Consider the following 15,326-nt stretch of genomic DNA (forward strand, 5'->3'; position numbering starts at 1 on the left):
GCCAGAACTCATTGCGCTACCTCAGAAGCTCAGCGTTACAGCCTTGGGCGCACCCCGCCCGACAAGGGCGGAGAGCTGATGGATGCGGATGTCTAGCGTGTCGCCGGGCCCGAGCGGCCCGCCCCAGTCGGCGGTCTGCTGGTCGGCGGTGTAGACCGCGCTGGTGGTGGCCGTGCTCAGCACCCGCTTCACGGTCACGCCATCAAGAATCTCGACCTCGTAGGCTTCCAGTTCCTCGGCCAGCGGCACCTCAAGCCCGCCCCAGCTGTCCGAAGCCAGCGCGCGGGACCGGCGTGTCCAGCGGATCGTCAGATCGCCGGGCGTGCGCGGCGTGCGCCATGGCTGTTCGACATGGGCGACCGAGAACGGCCGCAGCCCGGCGCCCTGAGGCGTGAAGGCTTGCGCGACATAGGTCTCGTCGCTGACCGGACGGCTCGCGGGGCCGATGCGCCAGTTCCACGGGATGCCGAGATCGGCCTCGGCGATCGGCAGTGACGCGAGGCCGTCGTCGAGCACCACGACCCGCGCTCCCGCAGGCGCCGGGTTGCCCATGGCGCCCTCGGTGCCGCGCTGGCCGCGCAGGAGCCGGGTCAGGCGGTAGCGGCCGGGAGCCAGCAGCTCGGCCGTGCCCGCCTGAATGATCTCCCAGGTCCCCGGCGCACTCTCGATGGCGAGCGCGTTTGTGCCACCGAACAGCGTCAGGTCGGTGACGCTCTCCAAAGTGCCGGTCAACAGATCGACCACCAGCACGTTGCCGAGATCGAACCGCGATGTGGGACCCGAATAGAAATCCGAGACCAGCGTGCCGATCCGGGCGCGGGACTGAGTCGTCGTCAGCAGCTCGAACCCATCGGTCGAAGGGCTGCGGAACACCGCGATCTCCCCCGGCCAAGGAACGGCGTGCGCCGCGACCAGCGGCCGATGCGCGGGCTGGTCCTCGGTCAGTTGCGGCAGGTCCATCAGCACCGCATCCGGCGCACCGAACACGACCACCCGCGTCAGCGAGGCCGCGCGGGGATCGCCGGGCGGCAGGTCGTAGGTCGCGCGGTCCTGGCGCACCGCCTCGACGCCGCGCGCCTCGGCGTCGGCGATGGAGACGAGCCGCAGATCGACCAACCGCCCGTCATGCGCGAGCCGGATCGCGTCGGCCGGATCGAGCGCCAGGCGCGAGGGCGACAGACGGAACGCCGCCGTCTCGCGACCCACCCACGCCTCCATCAATGCTCGGCGGCAGCGGCGCTCGGCCTCCTCGGGCGGCACCGCCATCGGGAAGGACTCCGAGGCGATCCGGGTCGTGTCTACCGTGATGCGCCGCGCCTCGACGAGGGCCGCGTCGTAATCCTCGTCGGCCCGCGCGACCTGCCACTTCAGCGCCTGCGGCAGTTCGGTCTCCTGGCCGCGCGTCAGCTCCAGCAGATCGCCCTCGCGGGCGGCGACCAGATCGTCGGGCGCAAGGGTGGCGACGGAGGCCCGGCCGCGCATCACGAAGCGGATCACACCCTCGGTCTCGACTGCGTCGAACCCGAAGTGGCGCGACAGCGTCGTGATCGAGGCGCGCGGGCTTTCCAGCGCCGTGATGGCGTAGCCCTCGACCGCGCCCCAAAGCCCGGTGACATCGATCCGGGACTCGCCCAGCCCGGCGCGCAGGCAGAGATGCCGGACCAGCGCTGCCAGCGACACCGCGCCCAGCCGCCCGGTCAGCCAGTGGCCGAGCCGCCAGTTCGCCCCGTCCGTCCAGACGTCGGTCAGCGCCGGAAAGAACGGATAGGGCCGCGCGTCCCAGGTCCAGGCGGCACATTCGGGCACATGCACCATACGGCCGCCGTAGACCGAGGACAGCGGGTTGTTCGCGGCCTCGCCCCACCAGAGGTACGTTGCCTCCAGATACGCCCGCTGGATCGCGTCGTCGCGCCAGCCCCGCGAGAAATGCGGCGTGAAGCTCTCCGACGACTTGGGGTCGAAGAAGACGTTGGGCTGGTTGGTGCCACGGTCGATGGCCGGGCAGCCCAACTCGGTGAACCAGATCGGCTTCGACTGCGGCACCCAAGCGGTCGGCGTGCCGCTTTCCACCCCGCCCGGGCGGTTGTAATGCGGGTTCGACCACCAGGCGCGCAGATCCTTGTAGCGGAAGACCCACGGCTTGGCCGCCGCGCCGTCCGTGATCGGGGTGCGGACCTGTGCGGAGCGGTCCGCCGCGCTGGCGTAGAACCAGTCGAAGCCTTCGCCACCCGCAATGTTCGCCTGCAGGTAGGCGCGGTCGTAGATCGCGGGCCAACCTTCGGCCGCGTCGGCATGCTCGAATCCGTCGCGCCAGTCCGACAGCGGCATGTAGTTGTCAATGCCGACGAAATCGATCTCCGGATCGGCCCAGAGCGGGTCGAGGTGGAAGAACACGTCCCCCGAACCATCGCCCGGCTGATGCCCGAAGTACTCCGACCAGTCGGCGGCATAACCGATCTTCGTCCCGGACCCGAGGATCGCGCGGACATCCGCGAGCAGGTCCCGATACGCCTGCACGGCCGGATAGCTGCTGGCGCCCGAGCGGATCGTGGTCAGCCCCGGCATCTCGGTGCCGATCAGGAAGGCGTCCACGCCGCCCGCCGCCGCGCAGAGATGGGCGTAGTGCAGCACCATGCGCCGCAGGCCCCAGTCGCCGGGCGTGCCTGTCCACGAGACAGACTGACCCGCCACGCTGAAGCTCGCTGGCGTGGCCTCGCCGAACAGCGCCGCGACCTGGCTTGCAGCCGTGGCGGTCTTGTCGACGGTCCCGGCGAAACCAGCGGCCGGGGAACAGGTGATCCGCCCGCGCCACGGGAAGACTGGCTGACCCGTCTCCGCGGCGTTGTCCGAGTACGGGTTCGGCAGGGTGTTGCCGGGCGGCACGTCCATCAGGATGAACGGATAGAAGGTGACCCGCAGCCCGCGCGCTTTCATCTCCTGGATTGCCTGCACCACCGCGAAGTCGGACGGCGTGCCGCCATAGACCGGGCGGTCCTGGTCGTCGCGGCTGACGAGGAAGGCGCTGGCGCGGCTGACGCCATTCACCGCCCAACTGGCGGGCGTGGTGGATTTGGCCGAGACCTCGACGCCCGGCCGCACCTTGCACGATCCCGCGCGCAGATCGTCGCCGAACCACGCCACCACGAGGCTGACGCTCTCGACCGCAGGGGCCATCGCCTGCAGCCGGTCCAGCGCCTCCACCATGTCCGTGGAGTCGGCCAGCGCGTTCAGGTTCTCGGGCACCGTCGCGCCGCCATCGGTCTTGCGGATGGCCTGCGTGGCATAGGTGAACTCGCCCGAGGCCGGGATCGTGGTGACGGCGCGGGTCAGCCCCTCGGCGGTGTCGGGATCGGCCAGCGGCCGGAAGACCTCGAAGGACAGCTGCGGCAGACGGTTGCCGTACGTCGAGAGCGCCAGTTCCTCGAACACCACATAGGCGGTGCCGCGATAGGCGGGCGTGCTGGCGGCGCCCATCTTTGCCGCGATGAACGGATCGGGGCTCTGCACCTCGTCGCCCGGATACCAGCGCCAGGTGACGCCGGAGAGGTCCATCGGCTTGCCGTCGGCCCAGATGCGGCCGATGCCGGTGATCGGGCCTTCGCAAAGCGCGACGGCGAAGCTGGCATAGTAGAGATACTCGGTCGTCTTGACCTTGCCGCCCCCGCCGCCCTTGCCGCCGCCCTGCGTGGTGGTCTTGGTCTCCTCGCGAAAGTCCGTCGCCCAGATGATGTTGCCGCCCATGCGCATGCGGCCGTAGAGGCGAGGAATGACCGCGCCCTCAGTGGCCGAGGTGATGCGCAGCGTGTCGAGCCGCGCACCCTCGATGCGCTGGGTGGGCGCGAGCGACGAGATGATCCAGCTGTCCACGACAGAGCCGATGCTCGAGCCGATGAAGCCGCCGATGGTCGCGGCGCTCACGCCGAGGATCGCGCCACCGATGCTGCCGCCAATGGCAGCGCCAGCGGCGCCGAGAACGAGCGTGGCCATGTCGGGGTCTCAGCGTTGCGGGAACAGGAAGGCGAAGGCGATGCGCCGCCGCCAGGATGGAGTGAGCGGTTCCTCGATCACGCCAAGCCGCTCATAGGCATGGAGGAAGGTGCCGGGCCCGGTCAGGATCCCGACATGCTTTGCGATGGCGCGCGGTTTCATGCGGAAGAGGACCAGCGCGCCTGGACCGGCTGCCGCCGGTTCCACCTCGATCATCATGGCGCGCGCGCCCTCGGCAAGAACCTCGCGCGGCCCGGTCTCGCCCCAGTCGCGGCTGTAGGCAGGGATCGGGAACGGCTCGGGGCCGACGACCTCGCGCCAGACGCCCCGGCCCAGCCCGAGGCAATCGCAGCCGACACCGCGCAGGCTGGCCTGGTCGTGGTACGGCGTGCCGAGCCATGAGCGGGCGATGGCGATGACGCGCGCCGGGTCGACCGCTGCGAGGGGTTGCGTCACAGCACGCCTCCCTCGTGCCCGCCGTCCTTGGTGGCATAGCGGAGAACGGCGTCCTGACCGGGGATGTGCGGGAACCCCCGGAAGTTGGCGGTGTTGGCGAACTTCGCGCCGCAGGTCTCCATCCGTTTGTCGCAGCCAGCGCGGATGGTAAAGGCGTCGCTCTCGGCGATCGCGCGCACCGGCGCCTCGAGCAGGGTCAGCACAGCGATACCGTCAGTGACGTCGTGGCCCAGCACCTCGGTGCGCCGCCCCGCGTTGGCGCCGCTGGTCCATTCGACCGTGCCGAAGGTGAACCAGCCGTCCTCTAACCCACCGAGGCCCGAGGCGGTGAAGGCCCGGTCGCGCAGGAGATCGATGACAACGCCCGTGCCCTTGTAGGCGGGATCCTCCAGATCGACGCCGCAGCGCGCGTCGCCGAGCGCGGCATCGCAGGTCGCCTGGAAGGTCCGCCCGACCGTCTGGCCCAGCACATGGGCCAGCGAGCGCACCTCGGCGACGAAGGCCAGCCGCCCACGCCGGATCTGGCCGATGGCGCCCCGGCGCATCAGCACGCGCTGCGAGGTATCGGCCCAGTTCACGCGCCAGACCTCGACCTCGGCGTTGTCCCAGCGGCCGTCGAGAATGTCGGTCTCGGTGATCCGGTCGGAGGTCAGCACGCCTTCGGCGTCCTGCGCATCGACAGAGAGATCGGAGCCCGAGCGGACCTCGGAGGCCGTCAGCCCGCTCTCGGGCTCGAAGTCAGTGCCATCGAAGGTCAGCGTCCGGTCGTGGTCGGTGAAGCCGAAGGTGACGCCGTCGGCCCGGGTTATCCGCCAGCACCAGGCGAGCGTCGTCGTGCCATCTTCGAGATGTGCCTGCAGGTCGGGAGCGAGGGTCTTCATCGGCGCAGTTCCAGCAGCGGTATGGAGGTGATCGAGCCGAGCCGTTCGAGGTCGAGCGTCACGTCGAGCACGTCGGTATCGAAGCGGACGGGCACGTCGAACTCGAAGCCCGCGGTGATCGCGACGCCAGCGCCCGGCGCGGCACCGAAGCTGACCACGCCGGTCGTGGTGTCGACCGACCAGCCGGAGAGCTGCTCGACGCCCGACAGAGCGATGCGCACGGTTCCGGTCACTGGTTTGGCAATGGCGCGCGTCCAGGATTGCGCGCCCGAGGCGTAACGCTTGACCAGTTGGAAGGCGGTCGTCGTGTCGTCGCCGGTGCCGATGGCTTGGTCGGTTGGCGATGGCGTACCCGAGGGCAGGCAGGACTTGTGGTCGCCCCAGTCCTTGAAACGGAAGCCATGCAGCCGCCCGTTTCGTGCTTCAAAGAAGGCAACGACCGCCGCAAGATCATCAGCGCGGCGGATACCGTAGGCGACGTCGTAACGGCGGCGCGAGTTGGACCAGCTGGCGTTGCGCTCCTCGTCGCCCGATGCCAGTTCGACGATCTGGGTGCGCCGCTCTGGCCCGCCCCGCGCGCCGCGACTGATGTTGTCGGGAAACCGGACCTCGTGAAACGCCATCAAGTCTCTCCCTGGTTCGTGCTCTGGCCCCCGCAACCGGTTCCCACTTGCGGGGTCGCACTCACATGCCCCTCCGCCCGAGCGACACGGCGCGGGCGATGTCCGCCGCGACCTGCGTTCGCGACTGGCGGAAGCTCTCGACGTCACGCGCCATGATGGTGACGTTGACCCCGCCCGCATCGTAGCTCTGCGCCTCCCGCCGCGACAGCACCCGCTCACCGCGCTGCAGGATCGCGGGCACCTCGTCGTGGCGAAGTCCGGCCAAGCCGCCGCCATGCATGCGGGGCGCGGCTGCGAAGGCCATGGCCGGGACCATGCGTGAGGGTCCAGCCGAGCCGACCATCCCGCCCGCATGCAGAACATTGGCGAAGATGCCGCCCGCGCCGGCGAAGACGCCGGAGAGCGCATTGGCGATCGGCCCGAGGATGAACCGCCGCGCCGCCAGCTGGGCGAGATCGGCGAGCAGCGAGGTGACGAGGTCGCGGAAGTTCAGCTTGCCGGTCTTCACGAACTGGCCCACCGCGTTCTCGGCAGACTGGAAGGCGCCGACAAGGCTCTGGCCGATGTCGCCGCCGATGTCGCGGGCCTTGCTGGCGTAATCCGACAGCGCCGCCGTGACCGCCCGCCAGCCGGTGACGGCAGCCTCGCTCGCGGGCTCCGCCGCAGCGGCGGCAGCCCCGGCTGCCGCACCGGCCCCTGTGGCGGCGCGGCCGGCTTCACCCAGCGCCGTCTCCAGCCGCTCGGCCGCGCCGGTGGCCTCGGTCAGCGCATCGGCACTGGCCTCGTCGGTGCCGCGTACCGCATCGCGCAGCGCCTGCCAGCTTTCGAGCGGGGCACGGGCGCCTGCGGCCAGATCGCGCGCGGCGCCCCGGTAGACATTCGCGGATTCGAGCGCCCTGTTCGCCGCCTCGGTCAGACCGAGATCGGGCGCGGTGAGCGGGTTGTCCTCGAAGGCCCGGTCGAAGGCCGCCTGCGCCGCCGTCGTCGTAGCGCTGGCCGCACCCTCGAAGCGGTTCTCGATCTCGCCGAGGTCGAGGTCGGGCACCAGCGAGATGCGGCGCTCCGACCCGAGGGCTTCGAGCCCCTGGTTGATGCCGCCAATGAAACCGTTGATGCGCGAGACCACGCCGTTCAGCATCGCCTCGACACCGTCAACCAGGCTGTTGGCGGCCTGGAACGCCAGATCGCCGATGGCGGCGGGCAGCAGACCCCAGATCGCCTTGATGGCTTCGTACGCGCCTTCAAACGTGTTCGCGGCCGTGTTGCCGAAAGCCACGACGCTCTCGATAGCGCTCTGCATGCCCGACGCCGCATCGGCTTTCAGGTCGAAGAACAACGCCGTGGCGGCTGCGCCCGCCGCCGCCGCACCCATCCTGATCCGCTCCCAGACCTCGACAGCGAGGTCCTTCAGGAGCGACATCGCCTCACCAAAGCCGCCCGCTCCAGAGACGAGGCGTGTGAACTGATAGACGAGCTCGCCCGCGCCGACGATCAACGCGCCGATGCCGGTGCGGATCAGCGCGCCGCGCAGGACGACGAGCGCCGTGGCGAGACCACGGACAGAAAGGGCAGCAGCGGCCATGCCGGCGACCCAGCGGCCCGCGAGGAAGGCCGCGAAGGTCGCGGCGTAGGTGGTCAGGCGGCCGATGTTGTCGAAGAGGCCGCGGATCGCGATGCCGAGCGGCCCGGTGCGGCTGGCGACAACAGCCATGGCGTTCGCGACCGCTTCCAGCGCCGGGGCTGCGGCGACGGCCAGCTGGTTGGAGAGCCCGCGCCAGATCAGTCCGAGCCGGGAGATCGCATCGTTCGTCCGCTCGATCTGGTCGGCGTCCTGCTCGGAGACCACGACACCGAAAGCAAGCACGTCCTCCGTCGCCTGGCGCAGCGTCGCGGTGTCGATCCGGCTCATGGCGATGGAGCCTTCCTCGCCGAACAGCTGGCCCGCGACGGCCGCGCGTTCGGCGGCGGGCACGAAGTTCTCGATGGCCGCGTTGATCGCACCCACGCGCTGGTCCAGCGGCAATGCGATCAGCTCGTTGGTCGAGAGCCCCAGCCGGTCCAGCGCATCGGCCGCGGGACCGGTCCCGGCGGCCGCCTGGCTGAGACGGCGCGTCAGATCCTTGGTGGCCTGTTCGATGCCGGACATCGACACGCCCGCCAGCTCGCCCGCGCGTTCCAGCGTCTGGATCGAGGCCACGGTGGTGCCGAGCGACTGCGCCAGCTTCGCCTGCGCATCCACCGTCTGAAGCCCGGAGCGGATCATCGCCACGCCCGCGGCTGCAGCGGCTGCCACGGCGGCAGCGGCCGCGACCCGCACCCGCCGCGAGAAGGCCGCGAGCCGGGCGTTGGCCGCCTCCATCTCCCGGCTCAGCCGTCCGAAGCCGCGGGTGCCGGCCTCGCCCACGCCTTCAAGCTCGGCGCGCACCTGCCGTCCGCCCACAGCCGCGAGGCGGACGCTGACCCTCTTCTCAGCCATGGGAGTGATCCATCTGTTCGTTGAGTTTGGAGACCATCACCGCCTCGATGACGGGCAGCAGTTCGGCCATCGCGAGCGGCGGCACGCCGAGCGCGTCACCGAGCGCCAGCGCCGCCGACATGTCCCAGCCGATCACCGCGCCGGGGAGCACCCGGAGCTGGCCGCCGAGACGGCCGACGAGGTCCCAGACCTGCCAACCCTCCGGTGTTTCCGGACGGTTCAGCCGCGCCGGGCAGTCCGGGCAGCTTTGCGCGCAGGCTTCGCAGTATCGCTCGCCCCCGCCGAAGGACCATTCGGCGAGAGCGCGGAGGCGTTTTTTTCCCGTTCCAGCAGCAGGCCCTTCGAGACGTAGCTCAGCTGGAAGGCTTCGAAGATCGGCCAGACATCGAGCAGCGCGTCGATCGCCTCGGGTGCCGGATCGATGGGGCTGCCGTCGGCGTCGCCGATGCCCTCCCAGGCGAGCACCGCCCGCCGCGCGAGCGCTTTGGCGAAGGCGACGGCACGTTCCTCGTCGGAGGCATCCTCCGGCACGGCCTCGACAGCGGCATCGCTTCGCGTCGCCACCATCAGCGCGGTGGTCAGCGGGCGCAGCTGCACTCGGACGCCGGGCACGAGGTCATGCCAGCGCGGCGCGTTCGTCAGGTCGAGCGTGAGCATCAGTATTCCTCGATGTCGTTGATCAGGGTGGCGGTGCACATCCGGCCGACGGTACTGTCGCGGGCGGCCTGCCAGTCAAAGGTCGCCTGCACGCCCTGCGGCCCGGAAATCTCGATGCGGGGTCGCGGCAGGTAGACGGCGTGCACGGTGAAGGTGAAGCTCTCGCCGGACGGCAGGACGTAGGCGAACTCCATCTCGCAGGCCTCGCCGTTGATCGCCTGCGTCACCAGCGTCTGGTCGGCGAAGCGCACCTCGATCCGGCCGGTCAGCGCGGCGATGGAGGGGTCCGCCCCGTCGATGCGGCCGTCCGAGCGGATCGTCTCGATCCGGTCGAGGTTGTTGGCATAGGTGATCTCGGCCGAGACCACGTTGCCGAGCGCCGTGCCGTTGCGCATGATCGACCCGTTGAAATGGCCGAAGCGTTTCAGCTCCAGCGCGGCGAGCGTTCCAGCGCTGGTGGTCGTTCCCACCGTCTCGCCCTGCGCCACCAGCCGCGCAGTCGCGGTCAGGAGGCCCGAGCGCTGCATCTGCCAGGTGATCTGGTCGAGCACACAGCCGGAATACATCGCATAGCGCGGCACCTCGGGCATGCCGGTCTCGATCGACATGCTGGGCAGCGTCCAGGATCCCGACTGAAACTCATGCGTCCAAGGGCCGGTCCCAGTCGTGGTCGGGTCGCCAAAGGCCGCCTTCAGCCAGAAGCCGAACGCCTCGGCGTCGAGCGGCACGACAACATCGCCATCCGCCGTCACCGCGTCCTTGATCGGCGCCAGCGGGTCGCGGCCGTAGCCGAGGAGCTCTGAGTTCAGCAGCGGCTGCTCTGCGCCGAGCGAGGTGCTGGCGAAAGGCATGCGGGTGAAGCCGCTGGCGGGCGGCGTTCCATAGGTCGTCTCGAACGCAAGCGCCATCAGCGCCCGCGCCCCCTGGGCTCGTGCCATGGTGTTCTCCTCGGGTTGTCGGGATCAGGCCAGCTGATCGGCCGTGGAATAGTGCAGCACCACCGGGATCACGGCGGCCTTCAGGCTCGCCGCGCCCTCGACGGGCAGATCGACCGGCCTCGGCGCTTCTGCCTCGACCCAGTCGCAGAGCCCGCCCAGCGTGCGGTCGGCGGCGATGGCCGCGCCGATGCTGGCGGTCAACGTGTCGAACGCCGCGTCACGGTCGGCGCCCTGCACGACCGCTTCGATCTCGGCGCGGTGTTGGTAGTGGTAGCGCACCGGCGACAGCGTCACCTCGGGTTCCCCCGGCTCGCCGTCGCGCAGGATCAGCAGGCCATCAGTGGGCACACGCTCGGGCAGAACCTCGCCGCGCAGGGCGGTGGCAGACAGCGCCGAGAGCCGCGCGTGCAGCGCGGTGAGGATGGTTTCACGAGGGCTGGGCATGGAGATGGACCACGATTGGCGACTGCGGAAAGAATACGCCTCAAGCCCAGTCGGACCAATGCAGCAGCATTCACGGACGGCGCCAATGTGCTAAGGTCGTGACGCGGGTCAGCGGTGGAACTCATCCTCGTCAGGCTCATAATTGCGACAAGCTTCGACGCCTGTAGCCACCGCGTCGAGCAGAGCCTCCACATCGTGCAGAAGATCCGCAATCCGGGGGCTGCTAATCCGATAGCGCACGAAACGACCATCGCGCATGCTGGTTACGAGGCCACACTCCGACAGACATCGAAGGTGGTTCGAGACGTTGGGTTGTGTCAGGGCCGTGCGCCCGACGATCTCGTGAACGACCAGCGGCCCGGCGCACAGAGCATCCAGGATCGCCAACCGGCTCTGGTCCGCGAGGCCGCGAAAGAACTTCGCCCGCCGCTCGGTGGCCGTCGCGACGGCATTGCGGTCCGCGGCGATTTGTTCCATATCATTCTCCGCTGATGTGTTTCGCACATCAAGATAGCAGGACCAATGCAAGCATGGCCAATGCCCAAGGCGCCGAACCGACCGCAGATGTCGCATCTTTCCGCTACCGCGTCTCCGGAATGGATTGCGCCAAGGATGCCGCCCAGATCGAGCGGGCCGCGCAGTCGGCGGGCGTGGCGCCGGAGGCAGTAAAGGTCTCCTCCGCCACCCACATCTTGACGTTGAACGTCCCCGAAGCGCGGCTGTCCGAGATCGAACGGGCCGTGGCCGCGACCGGCTACGGGTTCGATCGCATCGAAGCGGGCGACGACGAAGCGCAGGAGGGCGCAGCTTACCAAGACCCGGCCTATCGGCGCGCGCTCTGGATCGTGGTAATTCTCAACGTCGGGTATGGCATTGCGGAGATGATCGGCGGCTTCATTTCCGGATCGCAGGCCGTGAAGGCCGACGCGCTCGATTTCATTGGCGACGGCCTCATCACCTTTCTGGGCCTTCTGGCAATCGGTTGGAGCATTGTCTGGCGGGCGCGATCCGCCCTGATCCAAGGCATCTTCCTTGGCGTTCTGGGCCTTGGGGTTCTTGGGACGACGATCTGGCGCGCCTTTACCCAGACGACGCCGGACGCCGGTCTCATGGGGCTATTCGGTCTCATCGCTCTCGTGGTCAACGTCCTCGCGGTCCTGCCGCTGCTGCGGTTTCGCAAGGGTGACGCGAACATGCGGGCCGTCTGGCTCTTTTCGCGCAACGACGCGATCGGCAATGCGGCCGTGGTTGTGGCCGCGGCCCTCGTCGCGTGGCTGGGCAGCGCATGGCCCGACCTGATCGTCGCGTTCGGGATTGCGGGACTATTCCTGCATTCGTCCTGGTCGATTATCCGCGACGCGCGGGCTGATCTGAAGACAACTTGATGCTATCAGTTCGAAGCGGCCATCGCGGACATCGTCGAATAAGCGCAAGGCCCGCCACAGCAGTCATCTTCAGAACCTCTGCTCCACCCAGCTCGCCACTATCAGCCCCGGCACACCGTCCACTGCGCGCTCCGCATCCCGCGCCAGGTCCAGCCGCTTCGGCAGCTTCACCTGCGGCACCAGCAGGAAGATCGGCGCGGTGACCTTGCCGCGGCCGGTCTTCGACCGCGACACCACCGCCTGGCCTTTCGTGTTCAGCCGTCCCTCCGCCACAAGCAGGCTCGGTCCGGTGCGGCGATAGACGAAGCGCAGGCGCAGCCCGCGTCGCCGTTCCCATTCGCCGGGCGTGATGCGGCCGCCGCGCAGGGACTTGCCCGCGGCGGGCAGCGGGATCGCCAGCCAGAACCCGTTTTTCGAGCGGATCAGCGGCCCCGTGTCATGCGCGCCCACGATGACCGGAGCCTTGGACCAGACCAGTGCCGCGGCGTCCAGGCTCTCGCCCGACCTCGGGAAGTTCTGGCTCCGGATTGAGTTGGCCAGCCGTGTGCCGAGACCTGCGCCGGTGATCTGCAGCCGCCACGCTGACTTCAGCCCGGTTCCAGCTTCGCGCATGGCGGCCGTCACGGCGCGCTCGCCCGCCGCGATCTCGGCCGCCATCATCGCAACGATGTCGGGATCGATGTCGAGCTTCAGTTTCACACAGGCCTCAGATCCACGGTCCAGACGAGCCGCTCGCGGTCGCGGACGGGCTCGCCCTGGATGAGGAAGGCATCGCCGTTGATCTCGATCCGGTCGCCGGGGCGTGGGGCTGGAACTTCGGCCACGCGCAGATCGATCCGCGTGGTCTCGGACCAGAGTCGCGCATCGCCGAAGTCGGTGATCGCGTCCGCACGCCGGGCGACGGCGCGCACCAGCACGGGCGCGCCGCCGTCGGCGATGTAGACCGCGTCCCGACCGACGTTCGGATCGGCGAAGAGCGCGCCGACGGCAGCGGCGAAGGCGCTCATCAGAACGTCGCGTTCAGGCGCACCCGACCGATGGTGTCGCCAGCACCGCTCGCCACCGCCTCGACGGCCACGCCGATGAAGGTGTTGTCGGTCGCGACTGTGGTGCAGCGCTTGTTGGTGTCGTCCCAATAGACCCTGGCGCCGGCAGTCCAGGCCTGGGAGCCGACCTTGGTGATATCGAAGACGCCGACGAGCGCTGCCTCGACGGGCTCGGCGATGGCGGCGTCCCCGGCGGCGATGCCGAAGATGGAGCCGACGAGCAGGCCATCGCCGGAGGCGACGGCATAGGGCGCGGTCAGGGTGATGGTGTTGCCGGGCTGGACGTAGTTTTTCATGGGGAGGATCCTTGTGGAAAGACGAAGGGCGGCCCGGGAGAACCGCCCATGTGTCAGGGTTCAGCATCGGGTGCGGGTTACGCGCCCGGGTTCTTGTAGAGAGCGCGCCAGTCGATGGCCTTGGCGCCGAAGTCGAGGCGGCACTTGATCTCGACGCCGTCGACGTCGAAGCCATTGCGCGTCTCGATGTAGGCGCCCTGCTGGCCCTCGAGATAGGCGTATTCGATGGTGTCGATCTGGTTCGGGCTAGCCGCCAGATACCAGGCGGTCTCGCTGGCGGCGTCGAGCCGGGGCTCGCTGATCGGCGCGAGGGTGCGGATCGACTGCGGCACCACGCTGGAGGTCGCGGCGGGCACCAGGTTCTGCGCGACCAGCTGCTCGGCCTTCAGTTCCAGCGAGGCGGGCACGATCAGGAAGGCGGGGCGGACGTTCAGCACCGTCTTCTTGTCGAGGCCGGTCTGCTTGGCCATCGCGGCGCGGGCCGCGCCGACGCTGCCGACGTCGAGCGCCGCGCCGGTGCCGGCGAGGTTCTTGTGGGTGGTGTGGAACAGCGCGTTGCCGTCGGCCATCGCTGGGTTGGCGGTGATGATCCCCCAGACCACGTCCGACTCCAGCTGGGCGATGGAGTTGCCGTACATCGCCGGGATGCGGGTAAAGGCGTCGAGATCGTCGTTGATCAGCGTCTGGCGGGTGATGGCGACCACCCGGCCATAGGTCTTGACCTTGTAGCTCTCCTTGCTCTCGCCGAGCGTGCCGCGCTTGAACTCGCCGCTCTCGCCGACCTCGAGCAGCTGCGGGGCTTCGCCGAGCTGGACCCGGTGCATGGCCTTGAAGTCGGTGGCGAGCACCTGGCGGCAGAACAGCATGAAGGTGCGGGGATAGGCCTCGTAGGCCTGCCGCAGGGTCTTGTTTGTGACCGCCGACAGGATCTCGGGGAAGTCCGAGGTCGAGTGCAGCGCCCGCGTCGCCACCTCGTCGCGCGACAGGCCCCGCGTATTGACGCCCGCATTGCCGAGGCTCTCGCGGGCCAGTTCCATGAGCGTCATGCCGCGATACTGGCGGGCGGCGTCCTCCAGCTGGAACAGCGTCGGGCTGTAGCGATGCAGGAGCGCGTTCGCCACCGCATCGCGGCGGGTGATGCGCTCGTCCCGGCCGCCGAGGGGGACGGAGACATGGGGGAAGGTCCGGGTTTCGTCCGACTTCGCGGCGACCTGGTCGAGGATCAGGCGGCGGGACTCGTCAACGCTGACGCCGCGCTTGACCAGATCCTCGGCGAAGCCCCGCTCGAGGTTCAGGCGGCCCGCGAGATCGTAGATGGTGGAGACGCGGTCGCGCTCGGCCTCGCGGGCGCGGGTGGCGACCGCTTCGGTGTCGGGCGCGGGCGTTGCCTGCGTCTTCGGCTGGCTGCGGGTTTCGACTGCGGCGACCTTCGGGTCGGGCGCAGCTGCTTTCGGCTCGGTCATGGTGGCGTCCTCGGTTGCGACCGGCTCGGTCGGCTGGGGGGTGGCGGGGGTTGCGGCGTCGCTCGCCGGGGTTTCGGTCTTGTCCGTCATCGGGATCGGTCCTTTCGTGCTGGAAGGGGCGTCCCGGCGGTGGAGGACGCAGTCGTGAAGCGGGGAATGGGCGCGGAAGACCGCGGCGGGATCGGCGCCGACAGCGACGGCGGAGACCTCGAAGGGCGTCCAGTCGACCGCGCGCCAGAGTTCGCGCGCGGCCTCGGGTTTCGAGACCTCGAAGCGGTGGACCTGGTAGCCGATGGACACCGCCCGGATATGCCCGGCCTGGATGTCGCGCCAGATCGGCTCGACATCGGCGCGCTCGCTGATCCGCACCAGCGCGATGCCGCGACCATTCTCGATCCGGGCGGAACCCGGCACGACTGACCCGATCACCGCGTCGAGCGTGTCGAGCTCGTGCACCTTCAGGAAGGGCGCGCCCGCGTTCAGCCGGTCGAGGCGGACATGGGCGGGGTCGAGGCTCAGCTCCTCGTCGTAGGGCTCGCCGAAGAAGGTCGCACGCCGGACGCGGGCCCCGGCCGACCAGACCACCTCGACGGTGCGGCTGTCGGCATCGGCCGTGTTCGGCGCAAGCTCCGCCGACCGGCGCATGGCCGGCAGTTCGATCATCGTGTCCATGG

Annotated in this window: 15 protein-coding genes; 1 reads left to right on the forward strand and 14 read right to left on the reverse strand. The window is 69.4% G+C overall.

Features of this window, described 5'->3' with window-relative positions:
- Window positions 1-21 precede the first annotated feature (21 nt).
- The 10 genes from ACUSIJ_RS18195 to ACUSIJ_RS18240 form a co-directional block, all read right to left on the reverse strand.
- The gene (locus tag ACUSIJ_RS18195; protein WP_449309834.1) at window positions 22-3,987 is read right to left on the reverse strand and encodes a baseplate multidomain protein megatron; all 3,966 of its coding nucleotides are present in this window, start codon (window positions 3,985-3,987) and stop codon (window positions 22-24) included.
- Between the two features lie 9 nt (window positions 3,988-3,996).
- The gene (locus ACUSIJ_RS18200) at window positions 3,997-4,443 is read right to left on the reverse strand and encodes an NlpC/P60 family protein (protein WP_449309835.1); all 447 of its coding nucleotides are present in this window, start codon (window positions 4,441-4,443) and stop codon (window positions 3,997-3,999) included.
- On the reverse strand, window positions 4,440-5,324 hold the full coding sequence (locus tag ACUSIJ_RS18205; protein WP_449309836.1) for a DUF2163 domain-containing protein: 885 nt from the start codon (window positions 5,322-5,324) through the stop codon (window positions 4,440-4,442). The genes ACUSIJ_RS18200 and ACUSIJ_RS18205 overlap by 4 nt, the downstream gene beginning before the upstream one ends.
- Window positions 5,321-5,947, reverse strand: coding sequence for a phage distal tail protein, Rcc01695 family (locus tag ACUSIJ_RS18210; RefSeq protein WP_449309837.1), 627 nt, complete (start codon window positions 5,945-5,947; stop codon window positions 5,321-5,323). The genes ACUSIJ_RS18205 and ACUSIJ_RS18210 overlap by 4 nt, the downstream gene beginning before the upstream one ends.
- 61 nt (window positions 5,948-6,008) lie before the next feature.
- The gene (locus ACUSIJ_RS18215) at window positions 6,009-8,423 is read right to left on the reverse strand and encodes a phage tail tape measure C-terminal domain-containing protein (RefSeq protein ID WP_449309838.1); all 2,415 of its coding nucleotides are present in this window, start codon (window positions 8,421-8,423) and stop codon (window positions 6,009-6,011) included.
- Window positions 8,416-8,559 carry a DUF7697 family protein gene (locus ACUSIJ_RS18220; RefSeq protein ID WP_449309839.1) on the reverse strand — a complete coding sequence of 48 codons (144 nt, stop codon included), beginning with the start codon at window positions 8,557-8,559 and terminating at the stop codon, window positions 8,416-8,418. The genes ACUSIJ_RS18215 and ACUSIJ_RS18220 overlap by 8 nt, the downstream gene beginning before the upstream one ends.
- Window positions 8,560-8,642: 83 nt before the next feature.
- Window positions 8,643-9,080: a hypothetical protein gene (locus ACUSIJ_RS18225; protein WP_449309840.1), complete on the reverse strand. Its 438-nt coding sequence runs from the start codon at window positions 9,078-9,080 to the stop codon at window positions 8,643-8,645.
- The gene (locus tag ACUSIJ_RS18230) at window positions 9,080-10,018 is read right to left on the reverse strand and encodes a phage tail tube protein (RefSeq protein ID WP_449309841.1); all 939 of its coding nucleotides are present in this window, start codon (window positions 10,016-10,018) and stop codon (window positions 9,080-9,082) included. The genes ACUSIJ_RS18225 and ACUSIJ_RS18230 overlap by 1 nt, the downstream gene beginning before the upstream one ends.
- Before the next feature lie 24 nt (window positions 10,019-10,042).
- Window positions 10,043-10,462, reverse strand: a complete 420-nt coding sequence (locus ACUSIJ_RS18235) for an acyl-CoA transferase (protein WP_123194493.1) — start codon at window positions 10,460-10,462, stop codon at window positions 10,043-10,045.
- Window positions 10,463-10,570: 108 nt separating this feature from the next.
- The gene (locus tag ACUSIJ_RS18240) at window positions 10,571-10,939 is read right to left on the reverse strand and encodes an ArsR/SmtB family transcription factor (RefSeq protein WP_093359426.1); all 369 of its coding nucleotides are present in this window, start codon (window positions 10,937-10,939) and stop codon (window positions 10,571-10,573) included.
- A gap of 53 nt (window positions 10,940-10,992) precedes the next feature.
- On the opposite strand from ACUSIJ_RS18240, the gene ACUSIJ_RS18245 reads away from it, so the two are divergent.
- Window positions 10,993-11,847: a cation transporter gene (locus tag ACUSIJ_RS18245; RefSeq protein WP_093359427.1), complete on the forward strand. Its 855-nt coding sequence runs from the start codon at window positions 10,993-10,995 to the stop codon at window positions 11,845-11,847.
- A 69-nt stretch (window positions 11,848-11,916) separates the two neighbouring features.
- Here the strand turns inward: ACUSIJ_RS18245 and ACUSIJ_RS18250 are convergent, their stop codons facing one another.
- The 4 genes from ACUSIJ_RS18250 to ACUSIJ_RS18265 all read right to left on the reverse strand — a co-directional run bounded on the left by ACUSIJ_RS18250 (window position 11,917) and on the right by ACUSIJ_RS18265 (window position 15,324).
- On the reverse strand, window positions 11,917-12,546 hold the full coding sequence (locus tag ACUSIJ_RS18250; protein WP_449309842.1) for a DUF6441 family protein: 630 nt from the start codon (window positions 12,544-12,546) through the stop codon (window positions 11,917-11,919).
- On the reverse strand, window positions 12,543-12,854 hold the full coding sequence (locus ACUSIJ_RS18255) for a head-tail joining protein (RefSeq protein WP_449309843.1): 312 nt from the start codon (window positions 12,852-12,854) through the stop codon (window positions 12,543-12,545). Before ACUSIJ_RS18255 ends, ACUSIJ_RS18250 begins: the two co-directional genes overlap by 4 nt.
- Window positions 12,854-13,189, reverse strand: coding sequence for a DUF2190 family protein (locus tag ACUSIJ_RS18260; RefSeq protein ID WP_449309844.1), 336 nt, complete (start codon window positions 13,187-13,189; stop codon window positions 12,854-12,856). Before ACUSIJ_RS18260 ends, ACUSIJ_RS18255 begins: the two co-directional genes overlap by 1 nt.
- Window positions 13,190-13,266: 77 nt before the next feature.
- Window positions 13,267-15,324 (reverse strand): prohead protease/major capsid protein fusion protein, encoded by a 2,058-nt coding sequence (locus tag ACUSIJ_RS18265; protein WP_449309845.1) that lies wholly within the window; start codon window positions 15,322-15,324, stop codon window positions 13,267-13,269.
- Window positions 15,325-15,326: the final 2 nt, after the last annotated feature.

The organism is Pseudochelatococcus sp. B33 (assembly GCF_053570585.1).